General features: G+C 26.9%; 20 protein-coding genes and 1 riboswitch. Of the genes, 17 read left to right on the top strand and 3 right to left on the bottom strand.

Translation table 11 applies throughout. From position 1 onward, the window contains the following. The first annotated feature begins 59 nt into the window (after positions 1-59). From ACTG47_RS10865 to ACTG47_RS10845, 5 genes are all read left to right on the top strand, one after another. Entirely contained in the window at positions 60-1337 is a 1278-nt protein-coding gene (locus tag ACTG47_RS10865; RefSeq protein WP_479924551.1) for an RNA-guided endonuclease InsQ/TnpB family protein, read from the top strand. Positions 1338-1519: 182 nt separating this feature from the next. Then, complete coding sequence (gene yqeC / locus ACTG47_RS10860; protein WP_479924550.1) at positions 1520-2242, top strand: selenium cofactor biosynthesis protein YqeC; 723 nt, start codon at positions 1520-1522, stop codon at positions 2240-2242. A 105-nt stretch (positions 2243-2347) separates the two neighbouring features. Continuing rightward, entirely contained in the window at positions 2348-2917 is a 570-nt protein-coding gene (mocA, locus tag ACTG47_RS10855; RefSeq protein WP_479924549.1) for a molybdenum cofactor cytidylyltransferase, read from the top strand. After that, positions 2914-3933, top strand: coding sequence for a molybdopterin-binding protein (locus tag ACTG47_RS10850; RefSeq protein WP_479924548.1), 1020 nt, complete (start codon positions 2914-2916; stop codon positions 3931-3933). The genes mocA and ACTG47_RS10850 overlap by 4 nt, the downstream gene beginning before the upstream one ends. Positions 3934-4269: 336 nt before the next feature. Beyond that, positions 4270-5895: an ATP-binding cassette domain-containing protein gene (locus tag ACTG47_RS10845; RefSeq protein WP_169470288.1), complete on the top strand. Its 1626-nt coding sequence runs from the start codon at positions 4270-4272 to the stop codon at positions 5893-5895. Positions 5896-6356: 461 nt separating this feature from the next. Here ACTG47_RS10845 and ACTG47_RS10840 read toward each other — a convergent pair whose 3' ends face one another. Next, a complete protein-coding gene (locus ACTG47_RS10840) occupies positions 6357-7469 on the bottom strand; it encodes a tyrosine-type recombinase/integrase (protein ID WP_479924547.1) in 1113 nt (370 codons plus the stop codon). Positions 7470-7814: 345 nt separating this feature from the next. On the opposite strand from ACTG47_RS10840, the gene ACTG47_RS10835 reads away from it, so the two are divergent. Next, entirely contained in the window at positions 7815-8192 is a 378-nt protein-coding gene (locus tag ACTG47_RS10835; protein ID WP_054270520.1) for a BlaI/MecI/CopY family transcriptional regulator, read from the top strand. Positions 8193-8797: 605 nt separating this feature from the next. Here ACTG47_RS10835 and ACTG47_RS10830 read toward each other — a convergent pair. Then, positions 8798-9061 (bottom strand): hypothetical protein, encoded by a 264-nt coding sequence (locus ACTG47_RS10830; protein ID WP_479924546.1) that lies wholly within the window; start codon positions 9059-9061, stop codon positions 8798-8800. A gap of 317 nt (positions 9062-9378) precedes the next feature. On the opposite strand from ACTG47_RS10830, the gene ACTG47_RS10825 reads away from it, so the two are divergent. The 4 genes from ACTG47_RS10825 (at position 9379) to ACTG47_RS10810 (ending at position 12955) form a co-directional block, all read left to right on the top strand. Beyond that, positions 9379-9954 (top strand): RlpA-like double-psi beta-barrel domain-containing protein, encoded by a 576-nt coding sequence (locus ACTG47_RS10825; RefSeq protein ID WP_169470330.1) that lies wholly within the window; start codon positions 9379-9381, stop codon positions 9952-9954. A gap of 97 nt (positions 9955-10051) precedes the next feature. Further along, positions 10052-11050, top strand: coding sequence for a DUF4003 domain-containing protein (locus ACTG47_RS10820; RefSeq protein ID WP_479924545.1), 999 nt, complete (start codon positions 10052-10054; stop codon positions 11048-11050). 340 nt (positions 11051-11390) lie between these two features. Further along, positions 11391-12029: a lactate utilization protein gene (locus ACTG47_RS10815; protein ID WP_479924544.1), complete on the top strand. Its 639-nt coding sequence runs from the start codon at positions 11391-11393 to the stop codon at positions 12027-12029. 26 nt (positions 12030-12055) lie between these two features. Continuing rightward, the gene (locus ACTG47_RS10810; protein WP_479924543.1) at positions 12056-12955 is read left to right on the top strand and encodes a YegS/Rv2252/BmrU family lipid kinase; all 900 of its coding nucleotides are present in this window, start codon (positions 12056-12058) and stop codon (positions 12953-12955) included. Between the two features lie 106 nt (positions 12956-13061). On the opposite strand, the gene ACTG47_RS10805 is transcribed toward ACTG47_RS10810, so the two are convergent. Next, positions 13062-14726: a glutamine--tRNA ligase/YqeY domain fusion protein gene (locus tag ACTG47_RS10805; protein WP_479924542.1), complete on the bottom strand. Its 1665-nt coding sequence runs from the start codon at positions 14724-14726 to the stop codon at positions 13062-13064. 292 nt (positions 14727-15018) lie between these two features. Between ACTG47_RS10805 and ACTG47_RS10800 the strand changes: the two genes are divergently transcribed. The 7 genes from ACTG47_RS10800 to ACTG47_RS10770 all read left to right on the top strand — a co-directional run bounded on the left by ACTG47_RS10800 (position 15019) and on the right by ACTG47_RS10770 (position 22972). Next, positions 15019-15732, top strand: a complete 714-nt coding sequence (locus ACTG47_RS10800) for a DUF2140 domain-containing protein (protein WP_479924541.1) — start codon at positions 15019-15021, stop codon at positions 15730-15732. Positions 15733-15892: 160 nt separating this feature from the next. Beyond that, complete coding sequence (locus tag ACTG47_RS10795; RefSeq protein ID WP_169470336.1) at positions 15893-16456, top strand: hypothetical protein; 564 nt, start codon at positions 15893-15895, stop codon at positions 16454-16456. 305 nt (positions 16457-16761) lie between these two features. Further along, complete coding sequence (locus tag ACTG47_RS10790; RefSeq protein WP_479924540.1) at positions 16762-18462, top strand: hypothetical protein; 1701 nt, start codon at positions 16762-16764, stop codon at positions 18460-18462. A gap of 171 nt (positions 18463-18633) precedes the next feature. Further along, complete coding sequence (locus tag ACTG47_RS10785; protein WP_479924539.1) at positions 18634-19251, top strand: hypothetical protein; 618 nt, start codon at positions 18634-18636, stop codon at positions 19249-19251. Between the two features lie 109 nt (positions 19252-19360). After that, positions 19361-19529: riboswitch (Lysine riboswitch) on the top strand. Between the two features lie 81 nt (positions 19530-19610). After that, complete coding sequence (locus tag ACTG47_RS10780) at positions 19611-20804, top strand: aspartate kinase (RefSeq protein ID WP_169470339.1); 1194 nt, start codon at positions 19611-19613, stop codon at positions 20802-20804. A 17-nt stretch (positions 20805-20821) separates the two neighbouring features. Next, positions 20822-22114, top strand: a complete 1293-nt coding sequence (gene lysA / locus ACTG47_RS10775) for a diaminopimelate decarboxylase (protein ID WP_479924538.1) — start codon at positions 20822-20824, stop codon at positions 22112-22114. Between the two features lie 204 nt (positions 22115-22318). Beyond that, positions 22319-22972 (top strand): hypothetical protein, encoded by a 654-nt coding sequence (locus ACTG47_RS10770; protein ID WP_479924537.1) that lies wholly within the window; start codon positions 22319-22321, stop codon positions 22970-22972. Positions 22973-22979: the final 7 nt, after the last annotated feature.

Here is a 22979-nt window from a genome sequence, read left to right as displayed (position 1 = left end):
GTTTTGTAAAAATACCATATATAATGTCTAGTAGAGTATATTCTAAAGGAGGTGAGTTTATGCCAAGTAGAATAAAAAACATACACTATGGAACTCAAAGACAACAATTAAAAAACTTAACTAAAAAAGAATATCAAGCTCTACGAGAGATGTGCTCCTTAGCCAAAAACTTATATAATGTTGGTACATATAATGTAAGACAGCACTATTTTAATCAAGGAGAACATCTTAATTACGAAGCTAATTATCATGTATGTAAAGAAAATGAAAATTATAAGCTTCTCAATAGTAATATAGCACAACAGATATTAAAAGAAGTTGATAGTTCGTTTAGGTCATTTTTTGGATTGATTAAATTAGCTAAAGAAGGTAAGTATGATTTTAGAGGAATAAAATCACCTAAATACCTGGACAAGGAAGGATTTTTTAGCATAATAATAGGTCAAATAAGAATTAAAGAAGATGGGATTCTAAATGTACCTATGTCTCCAGCATTTAAAAAATTATATGGGAAAGTAAGTATAAAAGTTCCTCAAAATATATTAGAAAAAAAGATTAAGGAAATAAGAATAATACCTAAACATAAGGCTAGGTTCTTTGAAATTCAGTATTGTTATGAGATACCGAAATCAGAGGAAGTTTCAAATCAAAAAAATGCACTAGCTATAGATTTAGGTTTAGAAAACTTATGTACATGTGTTACTAATCTAGGTGATAGTTTTATTATAGATGGAAAAAGGCTTAAATCTGTGAATCAATGGGCAAATAAACAGAATGATAAAATAGAAGTTTTAAAATTAAAAAAGAATATAATGGGAATTACAAGAAAGCAATTTAAAGTTTGGAATAAAAGAAATAATCAAGTTAAAGACTATGTAAATAAAACCTGTTTTTATATAATTGATTACTGTGTAAAAAATAATATTGGTAACTTGATTGTAGGATATAATGCTAAATTAGAAAAAAGTGATAATGTGGAGAGGAAAATATATAGAAATTTTATAAGAATTCCTTTTGGCGAGATAAAAGGGAAGCTAGAATATCTATGCAAAATAAAAAATATTAATTTTGTTAGACAAGAAGAAAGTTATACTAGCAAATCTGACTTTTTTGCGGATGATTTTCTACCTGATATCAATTTGGATAGTGTACAAAAATATGACTTTAAAGGAGAAAGAATAACTCGAGGTCAGTATAAATCTAGTGTTGGTATGATTATAAATGCAGATGTAAATGCGAGCCTTAACATATTAAAAAAATCACAAACAGTTGACTTATCCAATTTGAAGGGTAATCCTCAAATATTAAAACAACCACAAAGAATAAGAATATCTTAATTATATTTAAAAGATAAACTGATAGCGTAAGCTTACAGCTTAGCGGCGAATTGGATCCGCCTTGTTGTTTACAACAGAATCTATTTACTCTCGGGTTTATAGAATTTCAAAAATCACTTTTACTAAAAAGTTTAATTATAAAAATTAAGAGATTAAAAAATTAGTTATTAAGAGGTGAAAGTGTGGAATTATCAAATATAATAGGAAAGAATGAAATAATAACTGTAGTTGGAGCAGGAGGTAAAACTTCATTTATAAACTATTTTGCAGATTTTTATAGATATGAATTAAAAGTTCTTCTTACAACAACAACTAAAATATATGTACCAGATAATTATGAAAATATAATTATGACAATAGATGGAACTGTTATTCCATCTATTTGTCATGGAGTAACAGTCTGTGGAAGCTATATAAATAGTGAAAATAAAATAGTAGGTATTGATTCATCTATTTTAGATAAAATCATAGACAAATTTGATTTAGTCTTAATAGAGGGAGATGGTTCAAAGAAAAAGAAACTTAAGGGTTGGAATAATGGAGAGCCAGTAGTATATCACAAAACTACAAAGACTGTAGGTATATTAGATATAACCTCATTTGGAATGGATATTAATGAAGAAAACATACACAGATTAGATATGTTTAAGAAAATAGCAAATTTAGATACATATAATAATGATAGTAATCCTACAGTAAATCTCGAAAATTTAAAAAATATAGTATTAAATCCAAATGGTTTATTTAAAAACTATTGTGGAGAAAAAGTATTATTCATCAATAAAGTTGAAAATGAAAAATATAAAAACTTAGCTATAAAATTAATAAAAGGTATTAAAGAAGATGAAAGTAAAATGGAGATATTTTATGGAAGTATAAAACAAAAGTTTTGTACAAGATATTGAAGTATTAAAATAGTTTATATGATATTATATATATAGATAATATCAATAGCGATATTATGAAATCATAGAACTATCAATATATTATAAATACCAAGGATGATATATATGATAAATGCAGTGATAATGGCATCAGGCTTTGCTAGAAGAATGGGAACAAATAAACTTTTATTAGATTATAAAGGATGTTCTATAATAGAACATGTATTTAAAGAAGTTAGTAAAATTAATTTTCATCAAGTTGTAGTTGTAAGTCAATATAAAGAAATTTTATTGTTGTGCAATAAATATGGTTTTGAATATGTGTACAATGAAAATGCTAATATAGGTCAGAGCGAATCTATAAAATTAGGCATTTTAAATAGTTCAACATGTGATGGTTACATGTTTTTTGTAGGAGATCAACCATTTATTGATAGCTTATATATAGAGAAGATTATAAATACTTTTATATTAGATAGAGATTTTATAGTAATTCCAAGATATAAAGATGTGTGTGGAAATCCAGTTATATTCCCACATAGTAAAAAAGAAGAATTATTGGCACTTAAAGAAGATGAAAAAGGTAAAACTGTTTTAAAAAATTCATCAAAAATAAAGTATGTGGAAGTTCCTGAAGAAATATTATTAGATGTTGATACAAAAACGGACTATGAAAGAATTGGGGGTAAATTATGAAGTTAATAAAAACTATAGATGCTGTTGGACAAGTTTTATGTCATGACATAACTCAAATAATACCTGGAGAATTTAAAGGAAGAAAATTTAAGAAAGGCCATGTAGTAAAGGAAGAAGATATTCAAGTTTTATTATCTCTTGGTAAAGATAATTTGTATGTATGGGAAAACTCAGAAGGTATGATTCATGAAAATGAAGGTGCATTGTTTTTAAAAGAATTAACTGCTGGAGAAAATTTAAATTTTAGTGAAATAAAAGAAGGAAAGATAGATTTTATAGCAGCCTGTGATGGGCTTTTAAAAATAGATGTTGATGCACTTTTTGATTTGAATTGTGTTGGCGAAATAATGATGGCTACTCTTCATAATAATTTTATAGTAAATAAAGGTCTAAAAGTAGCTGGAACAAGAGTTATACCTCTAGTTATAGATGAGAAAAAATTAGAAGAGGCAAGAAAAGTGGTTGGAAATAGAAAAATAGTAAATGTAGTGCCATTTAAGCCTAAGAAAGTAGGGATTGTTACTACTGGAAATGAAGTATTCTATAGCCGAATTGTTGATAAATTTGGACCAGTAATAGAAGAAAAAGTAAAGGGATTTGGCTGTGAGGTTATAGGACAAACTATATGTCCAGATGATAAAGAAATTATAAAAAATGCAATAAAAGAATTTATAAGTCAGGGAGCAGAACTTATCTGCTGTACTGGTGGAATGAGTGTAGACCCAGATGATGTTACACCAACGGCAATAAAAGAAACTGGAGCTGATTTAGTAACATATGGTTCGCCAATATTACCAGGAGCAATGTTTTTACTTGCTTACTATGGGGAAATCCCAATTATGGGTATACCAGGGTGTGCAATGTATCATAAAACTACAGTATTTGACATAGTTCTATCTAGAGTCTTGATTGATGAAAAGCTTGATAAATATGATATAGCTAGATATGGTCATGGAGGTCTTTGTATGAATTGTGATGTATGTACTTATCCTGCATGTAATTTTGCTAAAATATAAAGATATTAGAAAAGAGTATTTACAAATTAAGTACTCTTTTTAAATATGAAACAAAATAAACTAATATACTTTAGAAAAAGTATTTTTAGTTTATAAGTTATAATAAAGTAATTACAGTATATAAAAGAAGGAATAAAGTTGCAATTTGATTTCTTTATAAGTATAATATAATAGATTGTTAATTTTTATGAATTTGCAACTTTTAGGATACCTTAAATAAATATTTCACTAATGTAGTATAAAAAATATACTGTTTAAGTGATAATAGATAATAAATGTGTTATCAATATTTTATGATAAAATAAATTATGAGCAAAAAGAAAGGAAAATATATTAATGTTACAAGTTACAGGTGTTGGACTTAGATTTGGTGATAAGGAATTATTTAAAGATGTTAACTTAAAATTCACTAAAGGGAATTGTTACGGAATAATAGGAGCTAATGGTGCGGGAAAATCTACTTTTTTAAAAATATTATCAGGAGAGATAGAGCCAAATACAGGTAATATATCTATAACTGATAAAGAAAGAATGTCAGTTTTAAAACAGGACCATTTCGAATATGAAGAAGAAACTGTTTTAAATGTTGTTATAAGAGGGCATGAGAGACTTTGGAACATAACTAAAGAAAAAGATGCCTTATATATGAAGGAAGATTTTAATGAAGAAGATGGAATCAAAGCTGCCGAACTTGAAGGAGAGTTTGCGGAACTTGATGGATGGGATGCAGAAACTAATGCTGAGAAAATACTTATGGGTCTTGGTATAACTAAAGATATGCATTACAAACAAATGAAAGAATTAGTTGGTGGGGAAAAGGTTAAGGTATTGTTAGCACAATCACTTTTTGGTAAGCCTGAAATACTATTAATGGATGAGCCTACCAACCACTTAGATTTTAAATCAATAAACTGGTTAAATAATTTTATTATGGATTTAGAAGAGTCTATAGTTATAATAGTATCACATGATAGACATTTCTTAAATCAAATATGTACTAATATAGTTGATGTAGATTTTGGAAAGATACAAATGTATGTTGGAAATTATGACTTCTGGTATGAATCAAGTCAATTAGCTTTACAACTTGCTAAGGATCAAAATAAAAAGACTGAAGAAAAGATAGCTCAATTAAAAGAATTTATAGCTAGATTTAGCTCTAATGCTTCAAAGGCTAAGCAAGCTACATCAAGAAAGAAGCAATTGGATAAATTAGAAGTTGAAGATATACAACCATCAAGAAGAAGATATCCATATGTAGGATTTACACCTGCTAGAGAAATTGGTAATGAAGTTTTAGAAGTACACAATTTAACTAAAACTATAGATGGAGTTAAAGTTCTTGATGATGTATCATTTAGATTGGATAGAGATGACAAAGTAGTATTTATGGGTGATGAAATAGCTACGACTGCTCTTTTAAATATAGTTATGGGAGAACTTGAACCAGATAGTGGAGAGTATAAGTGGGGAGTAACTACTTCTCAAGATTATCTTCCAAAGAATCATAATAAGTTTTTTGATGGAGTAGAATATTCTTTGGTTGACTGGCTTAGACAATTCTCTGAAGAAAAAAGTGAAAGCTTTATAAGAGGATTTTTAGGTAGAATGTTATTCTCTGGGGAAGAAGCTTTAAAAGAAGCTCAAGTTATATCTGGAGGAGAAAAAGTTAGATGTATGCTTAGTAAGCTAATGCTTTCAAATGCAAATGTACTTGTGCTAGATGACCCTACTAACCACTTAGACCTAGAAAGTATAACTTCTGTTAATAAAGGACTTGAGAAGTTCCCTGGAGTACTTTTATTTACTTCTCATGACCATGAGTTTATATCTACTATAGCAAATAGAATTATAGAGATAACTCCAAATGGAATAATGGATAGAAAAATGGACTTTGATGAGTATCTAGAAAGCAAAGAGATACAAGAACAATTAGCTAAAATGTATGGAAAAAGTAAATAAATAATTAATTTAAATATTGTTATTTTATAAATTTAATTGTTAGTATAAAACCTTTTAATATTTGAGAATATGCTATGTACAAGTGTACAAGCTTTTAATCAAGTATTAGGAGGTTTTTTATGTTATTAAAATATACATAAATAAGGAGCAAGAAAAGTATATGATGTGATGAAGAAGATGTTAGATATTCCAATGTTAACAAATGTATATAATAAAAGAGTATTTTAAAAGATACCTTTTATAATAAAGTATATTTTTTATTATAAAAATATAAATTTTTATAGAAAAAGCATTATGGATAATTTTAATAAAGTGAAACAAAAAAATTAGTTAGATGATTGTCAATTGGAGATAGATACACTTAACATTGTAAAAATGAAGATAATAAAACTTGTATTAGTTTATCAATTGATATTTTAATGAATCTATCTCAACAGACTAAGCTAATTTAAAAATTAATCTTAATTAGCATTAAATAAACTTTCAGAAATTTTGTCAGAAGCTTCTTTATCCATTTCTTTAAGAACATGAGAATAAACACTTAAAGTAGTATTTATGTTTGAATGTCCAACTCTTTCAGATATAACTTTTATAGGTACCTTAGAATTTATAAGTAAAGTAACATGTGAATGTCTTAAATCATGGAATCTAATATGAGGTAATCCATTCTTTTCCAAAAATCTTTTAAATCTTTTACTCATAACATCTTCAGAAATAGGTTCACACTTTTTATTAAAAAATAGCAAATTACTTCTATTTCTAGTAGAAGATTTTAATAAATTTTTATTTTGTTTTATTTTATGCTCTTTTAACAAAAAAATTAATTCTTTTGGAGCTGATATTTTTCTAACAGAGTTTTCTGTCTTTGGTTCTTTAAGAATTACAGAACCATTAATTCGAGATGTTATCTTGTTTACTGTTATTGTATTTTCTTCAAAATCAATATTGTCCCAAGTCAGACCCAAAACTTCTGAAATTCTTAGACCCAATCCAATTGCCAAATTAATAGGTAATTCCATATCTGTATCTTTTGCCAAATCTAATAATTTTATCATTTGTTCTCTATCATAAATTTCACTTTTAAATTTTTTATATCTTGGAGTCTCTATATTATCCATAATATTTTCTTTTATCAATTTGAGTCTATAAGCTCTTCTTATTGCAAGTTTCAATATATTTATATGAATCTTAATTGATTGAGGATTTAATTTATAAGATAGATTATCTATGTAATTTTGTATGTGAATAGGATGTAAGTCTTGTATTTTATATTTACCAATAGATGGATTAATGTAATTTTTACAAATACTAACGTAATTATTATATGTAGCTAATGAAATATTTTCGTTGTATTTATTTAGAAAATCTAACAGAAATTCTGAAACTGTAATCTCATTTGGAACTAAGAAACCATCTTTATATAAGCTTTCTTTTACCTCATTTAGTCTTTTACTTGCTTCTCTTTTTTTATCAAAGGTACCCATATTTTTTTGTTTCCTTTTGCCAGTGTTTTCATCTGTAAATTCAAGGTAAACAACATAGTTCTTATTTCTTTTTCTAATAAATGCATTCATATATAACCCACCAATCAAAATTTTATACATTTATTATAACATATATATAAACTCAAAAATAGTTTTTGAAATAAAGTTACATTTATTATAAAATATTACGTATATTTATTATAAAATGTATGTATTATGTCAAATATTAGAATTTTAATTTAATAATCTGTTATACTTATAGAGAAAAGATATTTAATTTTTATATTAATAGATTATATGTTTGATTTATACTGAAAATATAAATTTTTTATATTAATAAAATTGGATTGAATATTTTAAATAAAACCTTTGACTCTAAAAGTCTATTAATATAGTATTTAATTATATATAAGTTTGAGAGGAGTGTAAAATCATATGACTATTACTAAGATACCACCAGCAGAATTAAAAGTCATGAAATTTATTTGGAGTTCAGATTTTACAGTAACATCAAAAGATGTCATTGAAGCCATGGAAAAACTATATGATTGGAAACAAACTACAACATTAACACTTTTATCAAGATTAGTAAATAAGAAATTCTTAAGTGCAAGAAAAATTGATAGACATACACATTATACAGTTCTTATTGGGGAAGAGGAGTATTTGCATTTTGAAACAAAAACTTTTCTAGATAATATGCATGGTAGTTCCATTGAGAGTTTTATGAAATCATTGTTCAAAAAGGGGGTAAATGAAGACGAATTAAATTCTGTTGAAGAATGGGTTAAAAATATTAAGAAAGATGAATAATTTAATGTAGTTAATTATAATAATTTTAGATACATATTCTTATTAAAAGTAAGATTACATAATTTTGAGTAAATTACATATTTTATATATTTGAATATATAAAAATAAATAAGTAGATACTGTAATGACAGAATTGATATATTTTGTTTGATTCTAATATGAAATCAATTGTCATAAAATAAATAGTTTTTATAATAATTAGTTAAATGAATATAATATAAAGTATTATGTGAAATGTATAATTTTTTAGAAGTATCTTTATTTTGTTATTATAATGTTAATGGAATAAATTTGGTGTAAAATCAAACCTATTAGAATTTAATTTTGTATGAGACTTATAGTTAATATTAGCATAACTTGATATGAATTATTAATTTATAAGTCATAAATTTTGTCTATTAATCATGTAAATTAATTATTTTAGAGATATAATTAGAGATGTAAAAGGTATAATTTTATTTTTATTTTGATTACTTGTAGAACTTAAAGTATATAGTGGGTTGTATTAGATATATTTGTATTTATAAATTTTAGATAAATATTTAGATGTATATTAAAAATTGTTAAAATAAAAAGTTCCTAGTTTTAGGAACTTTTTTATTTGTTTAATATAAAGTGTGAGTTTTTGCTTCAGCAATAGCTCTTGCTGCACTTTTATGTTTTTCAGTATTTTCTTTTTTGTAAAATTTAACTACTTCTTCCAAATCTTTATTTTCAATGTCATCTTTCTTATTTTCAAGAATATAATTTACAATTGATTCATTTATCAAATCTGTCAAAATCTTATTTTCATCATTAGTTATCTTCGATATTTCTTGTAATAGAATTTCATTAACTTCTACTGTAATTTGTTTTGTGTTTTTTATCATATTATTCACCTCTTGAAAAAATTATATCATCTCAAAAAAATAAAATCAATATGTTTTAAAATTATAGAATTTTAATTCTTAAATTCTAAAAAATAGAATCATTAAATAAAACTAACTTTGGGCATTAAAAGATTAATAAAATATATTTAGACATAAAAGCTCTATTCCATATGCCTCTAAGATAGAGGATTTATAAGGAGTTAAGGTGAATTAAATATAAGACAACTTCTTAAAGCAAATGGGTGTGGTATTTAAATCTAAATGTAGACATATAATATTAAATATGCTAATATATCAAAATAATAAGGGGGGAATTTATGAAGCTTAAAGAAGCATTGATTACATGTGTTGTATGTAGTGTATGTTTAAGTCCATTATTGGTAAATGGAGAAACAAAAATAGATGCAGATCATTGTAAAGAATCTATAGTAAATATAGATACTATAGTAAAGTCTGGTAAAAGCTTTAATTCCAAATATAATCAAGGTATGAAAGACTATAAAAATAGTGATGAGTATAAGTTAAAAGTACAAAAGGAGAAGCTACAAAATCAGTTAGGAGTTAAAATAAAAAAGTTAGTACCTATAACTTTTGAAGTAAGTTATTATACGAGTCTTAACCAAGAAAATGGATATGGAGCTATAACGGCTACAGGAGACGATTTAGAAGATGGTTTTGTGGCAAATAATCACTTGAGTTTTGGAACTAAGATTATTGTAGATGGGAAATTAAAAACTGTTATGGATAGGGGGTCTAGTAAGTATTTTAGTAATTCTAATGCGATAGATGTATTTGTGCCCAAATGGAGTAATGAAAGTGAATCAGAGTACTATGATAGAGTTAATAATATGGGAAGACATTACAAAAAAGGCTACATTATTGTTGAAGAATAATGCTTCTTAACGTAATATGTGTTGATTGTAGCATTTAATATATATATAATGAATATAAAACTATTAATACAATGATATATATTACTAGGAGGGCAATATGGAAGAATCTTTTATAAATGGAAAAGCAAACTTATTAGTAGAAAATTATAAGGCGTTAAATGAGGTTAAAGGTTCTTGGCAAATGGGATTAATCCAACATAGCTGTGCACTTGCATTTACCCTTAAGAATAAGAGAATAAGCCCTAGATTAGTAGAAGAGAGAATAGAGCTTATTAAAAAAAATACTGGATTATTCTCTAATTTTAGAGGATATAATATATTTTATATGGCAACTCTACTTTCATTTGAATCAAATCCAGAAAGTAGTTTCAAGATGATTTTGGAAATATATAAAGAACTTAAAAGTGAAAAATTTTGGGGCGATACATATTTACCACTTACAGCATCAATAGTCTATGAGAATAGAGAAAAAATGGATTATGTTACATGTATATCAAAAATGAAAACAATATATGAATATATGAGAAAAAAACATCCATTTTTAACTTCTAGTGATGACTATTGTAATATAGCACTTATTGCAATTCATTCAAAAAATTTAGAAGAAGATTTAAAGTATATAGAACAATGTTACGAATTTCTAAATAAAAACGGTTTTTATAAAGGAAATGATTTACAAGCATTATCTCAAATTCTTTTATTTAGTGATGATAGAAGTATGGTTAAATGTAAAAAAACTATTGAACTTAAAAAAGCATTTAAAGAAAATGACTGTAAAATGAATTATTATGGATATCCAATAATAGGAGCAATTTCATTATTAGATTATAGAGAAGATGAAATAATAGAAAATATAAAAAATATATCAAATAAACTTAAAGAAGAAAAAGGTTTTGGAAATTGGTCTTTAGGAAAAAGTAATAGAGTGATGATTAGTTCTGCTATTGTAGCTTCTATTTATGCAGATTCTATACAAACTGAGAACAACATAGACTCTATAACTAATAATATATTTTTAAATATTGTTGTTGCTATACAAATTGCATGTGTAATGGCAGCGACAAGTGCAGCTATAGCATCTTCTTCATCAAATTAATAAAATCTTGTTGAAGTTGGATATAGTAAATTTAATAATACAATTTATATGTTTAAAAAATAATATAATATTACTTTTAAGCTAATTGTGATATTTGATAATATGAAACATATAATTAATATATAGATTTTAATAAATATATAATACTACATACAATATAAGGAAAGTAGAAGAAATACATCTGCTTTCCTTTTTTGATTAAAAATAGTGTTGTGAATAAATTTATATAAAACTTATTCAAGTTTATATTGTATTTTTTTTTAGATGTACTAAAATAAACTTATAAAGAAAATAAAGTTTATAACTAATTGATACTATTAAAAACAAGGGGGAAGTTAAAATGGATCAAAATCTAAATTGGCTTAATGAAAAAAGAATAGAAAAAACGATAAAATCTTTAGAAAACAATAATATGAAAGGGCATCTAGTAAATAATAAAGAAGAGCTTCTTAAAAAAATCGAAGAAATAGTTAAAGCAGGTTCTCTAGTAGGATGTGGAGGCTCTATGACTTTATTTGAAACAGGGGTAATTGATTTTATAAGAGAAAAGTATGATTTTCTTGATAGATATGCAAAAGACATTAAACCAGAAAAAATGAAGGAAATATATAGAAAATCTTTTTCAGCAGATGCTTATTTTACAAGTACTAATGCAATAACAGAGAATGGAGAGCTCTACAATGTAGATGGAAATGGAAACAGAGTAGCTGCCATGACATATGGGCCTGATAAAGTAATAGTTATAGCAGGAGTAAATAAAATAGTTAAGGATGTAGACGAAGCTATAAAGAGAACAAAAACAATAGCTGCTCCAGCTAATTGCAAAAGATTAAATACAAATACTGGATGTAAGACTACTGGTATATGTATAGATTGTTCAAGCCCAGGAAGAATATGTTGTAGTTACGCACTTATAAAAAGACAATTAACACCAGAAAGAATACATGTGATTTTCTTAAATGAAGATTTTGGATACTAAAAGAATAAAATAAGTAAGGAGAAATAATGAAAAAAGTAAAACTTATATACAATCCTAATTCAGGTGAAAAAAAGATATTATCAAATTTGGACACGATTATAGAATTATATCAGGAAAGAAATTATTTATTGATACCCTATAGATTGAATATTAAAGAACCTGTAAAGAATGCATTTAAAGAAGTGGATAGCTCTTATGACCACATACTGATAGCGGGTGGTGATGGTACTATAGATTTAGTGGTAAATGCGATGAAAGAATTAGACATAAAAATTCCAGTTGGAATTTTGCCTACAGGTACTGCAAATGATTTTTCAAATGCCCTTCAAATTTCATTTGATATAAAAGAAGCTATAAAGAAAATCATAAATTCAAAACCGAAAAAAATAGACATAGGGAAAGTTAATAATAAGTATTTTATAAATGTTGCAAGTGCTGGTATGTTTACAGATGTATCACAAAGGATAAATACAGATTTAAAAAATTCATTTGGAAGAATTTCTTATTATATAAAGGGAATAGAAGAAGCATTGTATATGAGGAAGTTTAAGATAAAAGTATCTTCTGAAGAAATGTATTATGATGGAGATATGTATCTTATGTTGATTTTTAATGGCAAAACAGCAGGAAATATAAATCTAGCATACAAAGCTGAAATAGATGATGGTTATTTGGATGTAATTATTTTTAAAGGAATGCCAATTCCAAAATCAATACCAGTTTTGATAAGTGTGCTTAGAGGTGATTACTTAGATCAATATAATGGAAATGAAATACTGTACTTTAAAACAAAAAAAGTACATATAGAATGCGAAGATTCCCTTATAACAGATATTGATGGAGAAAAGGGGCCAGATTTTCCTCTTAGCATAGAATGTATAAAAGATGGAATAGAGGTGATGGGAATTAGTAGTGAAAAAAGTTAATGATTTAAAGTAAATGATGAAGACTCAAATAAAAAATTACTTCTAACTAAAGTTATCTATAGTAGAAGTAATTTATATTTTAAGTCTTCATTTTTTTATTGTAGGATTATTTAGTTGGTTTAAAAGAACTTTTTAGAGGGACTATTCTATTAAATACAAGTTTTTCATCAGTTGTATACTTGTTATCTATACTAAAAAATCCATTTCTAACAAATTGGAATTTATCAAAAGGTTTAGCATTTTTTACTTGTGTAGATTCAACAAAACCTTGTAATATTTCTAATGAATTAGGATTTATTTGTTCTAGGAAATGCTTACCTTCATTTTCAGGTACATCATCAAGAATTAATGGCTCAAATAATCTAAATTCACATGGTATAGCTGATTTCGCATCAACCCAATGTATTGTAGATTTTACCTTACGACCTGTAAATCCAGAGCCACTCTTAGTTTCAGGGTCATAAGTTCCATGTATTTCAATGACATTTCCATTTTCATCCTTAACTACATCAGTACATTTTACGAAATAAGCTCCTTTTAAACGGACTTCATTTCCTGGGAAAAATCTGAAATATTTCTTAATAGGTTCTTCCATAAAATCATCCTGCTCTATATATAATTCTCTAGAAAAAGGAACCAATCTCTTTCCTTGAGATTCATCTTTAGCATTATTTTCTATTTCAAGCATTTCAATTTTATCTTCTGGGTAATTAGTTATAACTAGTTTTAAAGGTTTTAAAATTCCCATAGCAAGAGGTGCTTTTGGTTGTAGATTTTCTCTTAGGAAATAATCAAGCATTTGGCTATCTACTGTAGAGTTAACCTTTGATACCCCTATTTCACTACAGAAATTGCGTAATGCTTCTGCTGTATATCCTTTACGTCTGATACCAGATATTGTAGGAACACGAGGGTCATCCCAACCATCAACAACACCTTCATCTACAAGTTGTTTTAATTTTCTTTTACTCATAACAGTATTGTTTATATTAAGCCTAGCAAATTCTATCTGTCTAGGTACATTTTCCATTTCACACTCTTTGACAATCCAATCATAAAGAGGCCTTTGGTCTTCAAATTCTAGAGTACATATAGAGTGAGTTATTCCTTCAATTGCATCTTCAATTGGATGAGCAAAAGCATACATAGGATATATGCACCATTTGTCTCCTGTATTGTGATGCGTTGAATGAGATATCCTATATATAATTGGGTCTCTAAGGTTTATATTTGGAGAGGACATATCTATTTTAGCTCTTAATGTTTTTTCACCATCTTTAAATTCACCGTTTTTCATTTTTTCAAATAAATCAAGGTTTTCTTCAATAGTTCTATTTCTATAAGGACTTTCTTTTCCAGGCTCAGTTAAAGTACCACGATATTCTCTCATTTCTTCTTGTGTCAAGTCACATACATAAGCCTTACCTTTTTTTATTAATATTAAAGCTCTCTTGTACATTTCATCAAAGTAGTTAGATGCAAAATTTAACTCGTTCCAATCAAACCCTAACCACTTAACATCTTCTTTTATAGATTCTACATATTCAACATCTTCTTTTAATGGATTTGTATCATCAAATCTTAAATTAGCTTTTCCATTAAATTCCTTAGCTAGTCCAAAGTTAAGACATATACTTTTTGCATGACCAATATGTAAATATCCGTTTGGCTCAGGTGGAAAACGAGTTATTATACTGTCATGTTTTCCTGTTTCTAGGTCATTTATAATAATATTTTTTATAAAGTTAGATGAGTTCGTTTCATTTGACATATTTTATACCTCCTATTTAATTTGCTTATAATACAGGACACTACACTGTATTGCATAATATTAATTTTAATCCAAGATTAGAAAAAAATAAAGGTGTAATTAAGAGTATTATGCAAAATATTAACTTTTATACTAAAAACATGTTTTTTACAGTTTATTTACAAAAAATGAGATTTGTTGAATTAATCCTTAAAAGGCTGTATTATAATATGTATATTGTTAAGAATATTATGTGAAGTTAGTTATCTAAATTTATTTTAAATCTGTTGACAGATTTGTAAAGGAGACGATTATGGGAAAGGTCACAAAAATTTTATTGAGTTTGATTGTTATTGTTCTAGTGTTTACAGGAATTGTTGTATACATTTTGACACCAAAAGAAAGATATGATGTTAGTGCACAAAATAATGAAATTATAGATGAAGAATACTTATCAAAAGGTTCATATATAAATTCCATGGAAGTAGTAAAAAATCCACTTAGAATGGTTGGGAAAGTGTCTGTTTCAGAGGATGAGTTTAGAAATTTAATATATACGCTAATGCATAAGCATGGGATTAAAGAGCTTGAAAATAATTTTGTTGAAATGAAAGATGGAAAAATAAAAGTAGCAGGGCCATATAAGGTATTTGGATTAATAAATAGCCAATATGAACTTGAATTGAGACCTACTTTAAAAGGTGAAAATCTAGTTGTGAGCCTTGAGAATGTGAAAATTGGTAAATTCAAGATAAGTGATAAGATGTTAGAAAAAATACTTAGCAACTATAATAAGAAAGTTCCATTTGAGGTTAATGGAAATAAGATTACCTTAGAGAAGAGTTATCTTTATCCAGTAACTCTTAAAAATATATCTATAAAAAAAGGAAATATTGACTTGGATATGGAAGTAGAAATAGATTTAAAATCACAAATAAATGGGGCATTAGGATATTTGAAGGATTCTGGAAAGGCTCAAGATATACTAAATCATTTGATTAATTTAAAGAAAACAGCTGTTGGTTAAAAATATAGAAAACTTATATTTATATTTTTATTATATTTTATATAATATTGAAGTACTTTAAAATCAAAATTTGTAAAATAACATTTATTATGTTAGAATGTTTTATGATATTAAGTTATAAGTACGTAATATTATTTAGTTACTAGATTGGGGGGAAATGATGAATAAAGTCTATATTGTAACAACATATACAGGAACTTTATTATCTTACTTAATAAGGAATATAAGTAAAAAACTGTATACACATGTGTCAATATCACTAAATGAAAGTTTAAAGCCAATGTATTCTTTTGGGAGATTAAATCCAAGAAATCCATTTATTGGAGGATTTGTTGAAGAAAATATAAATCAAGGATTATATGCTATAAGAAAAAATACTGTGTGTAGAGTATATTCATTAGAAGTAGATAATTTACAATATGAAAATCTATTTAAAAATATAAAATTAATTAGTGATTATAGAGAAGATTACTATTATGATATAATGGCATTAATATATTTGCCAATGAATATTCATAGACAATCTGAATATAAATATGTATGTTCAAACTTTGTTGCTGATATGTTAGAAAAAAGTGAAATAGACATTTTAAATAAACAAGCATTTGAAGTAACACCAAATGATTTTTATAATTTATCTGGTTTAACTTTGGAATATGAAGGTTTATTATCAGAATATAATTCTAGACAACATTCTTATGTATCAAAAATCGCAAACATCTAAAATTTTATTTTAGAGTTTATCATATAAAAACTATTGCTAGATAATTAGGCTGAAGATAGTAGTTTAACTTCGAGAGGATTAAGAATTCGTAAATCTTAGTTAGAACACTTTCTTCAGCTTTTAAATTTCTGCGATTATTTGTATTTTTACAGTATTTTGGGTATATATAGATTATATAATTAAATAAAATAGCTATATAAATGTATAAAGATATCTTAACACATAAATAAATATGATAAATATTTATTTTTTGTAAATATATGGATATAATAGTAATAATAACATTTTGTAGAGAGGAGTATTAAATGAAACGATATCTTAAAACATATGGAATTGCAATAATAATTGTAGCAATTTATGCATTTATTAAATTACCTGTACTTAGATTAGATTTCACATCTTTATTTTCAGTAGGAATAATTTTCTTTGTTGTGGCAGGAATATTAGATATGATGTTAGATAGAAATGAAAGAACATCTAAGCTTGCTAAATATAATTTTTCAATAGCAATAGCTTTGCTTGTGTACATTGTAGTTGTACCTTTTATAGCTTCTACACCTGTGTTTCATGCAAAGGCATATAAAGAGTTATTAGGAAAAGTAACTGAGAGTAAATTTACTGATGACATTAGTCCTGTCAGTGTAAATGACATTCGTCTTGTAGATGAAGATATGGCGATGAAATTGGGTGACAAAAAGCTTGGAGAAGTTCCAGCTATAGGTAGTGTGTCAAAATTAGGAAAATTCCATATACAAAATGTGGATGGAGAGTTGTACTGGGTGGCACCTCTTGTTCATAGAGACATAATTAAGTGGGTAACGTCTTTAAGTGGTACAAGTGGTTATGTAAAAGTATCCGCAAGTAACCCTCAAGATGTTCAATTGGTTCAAGAAATAGATGGAAAACCAATAAAAATAGTATATCAGCCAGAAGCTTATTTGCATCAAGATTTACAGAGACATTTATACATACATGGTATTGTAAATGTTGGTATGACAGATTTTACTCTTGAAATAAATGATGAAGGGAAGCCTTATTGGGTTGTAAGTTTATATGAGCATAAAATTGGTTATGGAGGCGCAAATGCTACAGGAATAGCCACTGTTGATGCAGAAACTGGAAAAATAAATGTTTATAATGTTAAAAATACACCTAAATGGGTGGATAGAATTCAGCCACAAGAATTTATAACAGACCAAATTAAAGACTGGGGAGTTTATGTTAATGGATTTTTAAATTCTGTTATATCAGAAAAAGGAGTATTAGTACCAACAGAAGGAACATCACTAGTTTATGGAAATGATAATAGATCTTATTGGTATACAGGTATAACATCTTCAGGAGGAGATGAATCTACAATTGGATTTATGTTAGTTGACTCTAGAACAAAAGAAGCTAGATTATATAAACAACCAGGAGCAACTGAGACAGCTGCAATGAAATCAGCTGAAGGTAATGTTCAAGAGAAAAATTATGAAGCAACATTCCCTGTAATGTATAATATATTAGGTCAGCCAACATATGTATCATCATTAAAAGATAAGGCGGGTCTTGTAAAGAGAGTTGCATTTGTATCTGTTGAAGATTATAACGTGCTTGGTATAGGTGAAGATAAAAACGAGGCATTAAGAAACTATAAGGATTCATTAGAATCTAAAGGTAATGATTTAAAATTTGATAATGATTTAAAAGACGAAGTTGTAGAAGGTATAGTTACAAGAATAAGTCCAGATGTACGAGGTGGAAATACTAATTATTATGTAACTTTAGATTCAAATAAAGAGATAATATTTAAAGCTACTTCAAAAGTATCTAGTGAATTGCCATTGACTCAAGTTGGAGACAAAGTTAAAATATCATATTCAAAAGAATTATCTGGAGTAATTGAAATGTCAGAATTTGATAATCTAAATATTGCAAACTTTGAAGATAAAAAGGCAAAAGATGAAACAGGAACTGATGAAAATACAAACTCTCAAGGTTCTGAAAGTCAAGAGAATTTATAGTTTAATCTAAAAAAATCGAAAATAGTATTTAATATATTAATAGCTAGTTTTTATGAAATTTATTTTTATAAAAACTAGCTATTTTATTTTAATTCTTTGTAAATTTAATGTCATAAAATTAATATAATATTAGTACAACTTTGCAAATAATACTTCAAGGAGAATTGTACTATGACGAATATGGAAAAAGAGATATTGCTTTTAATTAGCAGGGTTAGATGTGTTACAGAAGCTCAATTTAGAAAGATTTATGGAGACCAAAAGAGATATAATAAAAAAAACTTTAAAAAAACTTTGAGAAAAATGTGTAGTGAGTATACATTAAAAAAATATCCTTGTGATGTGGATTATTATAATTATAAAGACCTCTCATATGTATACTATTTGAATGGTAGTAAACTTTTTAAGGGAGATGATTTAATAAAGGCTCTAGTAGGGTCAGAATTAGTTGTTAGAATCAATACTGCAGGTTGTGATGTAAAAAGATTCTACCGAAATGTTAGTGTGGATGATGTGAAATACGATTTATTTATTGAATATACAGACCAATTTGGTAATATAAAACAGATTTTAGTGGATGTTGATTTAGATAATGAAATAGATATTTCTAAATATGAAAATCTTTCTAGAAAGATAGATAAATCTACAATTCCATTTTTTAAAGTGCCAAACGTTTTGGTAGTTACACCAGATAATCTATCTGAATTAAATGACTTAGATAGATATGATAATGAATATAGCATAAATTTTATAGATTTAGGATTAAATAAACTATTTAATTGTATATAAGCTAATTTTAAAAAGAGAATTATAGATTTGCCACATTTTGTAAAATAATTGTTGCAATATTATATAGAATGTGATAAAACTATATTAATAAATTAATTAAAAATAATGAGCCTAGGGTAGAGGTAGCTATATTCAATAGTATTCAATAGAAGCTGGTAAGTGTTGATGATTGATGAAAGGGTCTATAGCCGAAGAAAATTTGTTGACAGGCAAATTTTCTGGACTTATGCAGAATATGTATAAGGCTGTCACTTTTAAAGTGGTGAGCTACAAGGTTACTTGGTCTATAAGATTTACACGTCCAAAGTATACCTTTGGGCGTTTTTATTTATAAAAATTTAACTTGAGGGGGAAAAAGCATGAGTATAATTGTTCAAAAATATGGTGGAAGTTCAGTAGCAGATACTGATAAAATAAAATCGATTGCAGAAAATATAATAGAACGAAGAAAAGAAAATCCACAAATGGTAATAGTTGTATCTGCCATGGGTAAATCTACTGATGAATATATAAAATTGGCTAAAGAATTGAGTAATGAACCTAGTAAAAGAGAATTGGATGCCTTGATGTCTACTGGAGAAATGATTTCAGCTTCTTTATTATCAATAGCATTAAATGCACTTGGATGTAAAGCTGTAAGTTATAATGCCTATCAATTAAATATAAAAACAAGTGGTCTTCATGGAAAGTCTCAAATTGATGATATAAATGTAAATAGAATTAAAAATAGTTTAGATAAAGGAAATGTTGTAATAGTAACTGGATTTCAAGGAATCAATGAAGATGGTGATGTAACTACTCTTGGAAGAGGAGGTTCAGATACGTCTGCTGTGGCCCTTGCAGTTAAATTAAATGGAAAATGTGAGATATATACAGATGTTGATGGAATCTATTTTACAGACCCAAGAAAATATTCAAAAGCTAGTAAACTTGATGAGATTGAATATGAAGAAATGCTTGAGTTAGCAAGCTTGGGAGCACAAGTAATGCATTCGAGAAGTATAGAACTTGCACAAAAATATGGTGTTGAAATTTATGTTGGACGTACATGTGGTACAGTAAAAGGAACATATATAAGAGGGGGAAAAGATATGAAATTAGAGGATAAAGTAATAACAGGATTAGCTACTAGTGATGATGATAGCTCTATAACAATCAAAGATTTTAAAGCAGAAAATATATCTAGTTTATTTGAAGATATAGCAACTATAGGTATAAGTGTAGATATGATAAGTCAAACTGCACCTATTTTAGATAAAATAAGTGTATCATTTACAGTTCCAAAAGAAGAGTTAGGAGAATGTAAGAAGATAGTATCTAAGTACACAGATGAAGAACATGTAGTGATTGATAATAATATCACTAAATTCTCTTTAGTAGGTCTTGGCATGAAAAATACTTCTGGAGTTGCTGCTAAAGTATTTAAAATATTCAATGAAAATGGTATAATGATAAAACTTATAACTACATCAGAAATTCGTATAACATGTGCTATAAACTCTGATGATAAGCAAGTAGCTATAGAAAAAATCGCAGAAGTATTTAATATATAAAATTTGGGGAGGATACTATGAAACTTCATGGAACTATGACTGTAAATGATAATGAATTATATATTGGAGGAGTGAGTTGTTTAGAGCTTAGTAAAAAATATCAAACTCCACTTTATGTATTTGATGAAGCTTTGGTAAGACAAAATTGTAGAGAATATGTAGAATATTTTAAAGCCAAAGATGGGAAAAACAAGGTTGCTTATGCAGGTAAAGCTTTTTTACCTCTTTACATGTGTAATCTTATAAATGAAGAACAAATGTGCCTAGATGTAGTTTCAGGAGGTGAATTATATACAGCTTATAAATCGAATTTTCCTATGGAAAAAGTTTTCTTCCATGGAAATAATAAGACTAAAGAAGAAATAAATATGGGATTAGATTTAGGTGTAGGTAAATTTGTAGTAGATAATTTTTATGAATTGGATTTGATTGAAAAGTTATGTGAAGAGAAAGGTAAAACTCAAGAAATATATTTTAGAATAACACCTGGTATAGAAGCTCATACACATGATTATATAAAAACTGGACAGATAGATTCTAAATTTGGATTTGCCTTAGTAAATGGAGATTTATTTAGAGCAATAGAAAAATTGAGTGAATATAAGAATATCAGGCTTGTTGGTCTTCATGCTCATATAGGGTCACAAATATTTGATGTAGAGCCATACATAGATACAGTGGACATAATGATGAATTTAGTAAAAGAAATAAAAGAAAAATTTAATATACAGTTAACAGAAATTGACTTAGGCGGAGGCGTAGGAGTTTATTATAGTAAAGAAGATAAGCCTAAAACTATAAAAGAATTCTGTGAGACTATAATCGCTAAAGCAGAAAGTTCATGTAAAGAGCTTGGGATAGAAGTGCCTATATTGGTAATAGAGCCAGGTAGATCAATAGTTGCAAATGCAGGAAGCACATTGTATACAGTAGGCTCAATAAAAGATATAAAAGATGTTAGAGTTTATGTAAGTGTAGATGGAGGTATGACAGATAATGTAAGACCTTCTCTGTATCAAGCTAGTTATGAGTGTAGTATTGTAAATAAAATTAACCATGAGACTATGAATCATGTAACAATAGCTGGAAAATGTTGTGAAAGTGGAGATATATTAATTGGAGATATAGATATAATGGACATTAAAAGTGGAGACATACTTATAACGACATCAACAGGTGCATATGGGTATTCAATGTCTTCGAATTATAATAAAATACCAAGAGCAGCAGTAGTATCAGTATTTGATGGAACTGATAAGATAATATGCAAGAGACAAAGTTATGAAGATTTATTAGCTTTAGAGATATAGAATAAAAATTAAATATTAAAGTTTATTATAAGTAGGTTTGCTAAGATGTATATGGCTCTAAATTAATTTTTAGTTTGTTATAGTTATCCATAGCATATCTACTTATTTTTTCTTTTACTAACAAATTTCTCGTAATAAATATAAAATATTTTAAAAACTTCCTAATTATGATAAAATTTAAAGTATATAACAAGGAGGGGTTTAATGAGAGGAAGAGTAATTTTATTAATATCGATATTATCTATATTTCTTGTAGGATGTTCATTTAATAATAAAGATGAAATAAATTTAACTGAGCAAGGAAAAACGTACTTAGAAAAACATGACTATAAAAAAGCTATGGAATCATTGTCCTCTGCATTAGAAGAAGATAATACTAATGAGAATGCAAGAGCTATGTACATGCAAGCTATGAGGATGTCAAATATGACTGAGTTTGAAGAAGCAAAAAATTATGAGGATGCAATTAAGGAACTTAAGCTTATAGAGAAAATAAAAAATGGTTCATCTGTTATTAAAGAAGAAGCAACTAAAAAGAAAGAAGAATTGACTAAATTAGAAAAAGAACAAAATGAAGCAGAAGAACAAAGAAAGAAAAAGGCAAAAGATACAGCAGGAGAAGATAGGTATAGAGTAGAATCAGATGCAAGGAAAACTTCTTATAGTAGAAATAATAAAACTAATAAATCTAGTTCTAAAAATAACAGTAAAAAATCAGATGATGATAAATCTGATAATAACAGTTCTTCTCAGAATCAAGAAAAACCAAATAATAATCCAACACCAACACCACCTTCGCCAGAGAGTAGTGGAGGAGCAGAGAGTGGTGGAAATTCTCAAAGTTCAAATAATGAATAAATGTAAA

Source organism: Clostridioides sp. LIBA-6622 (assembly GCF_056716095.1).
Note: the sequence above shows the minus strand (reverse complement) of the source record. Positions and strands in the feature narration are given on the sequence as shown.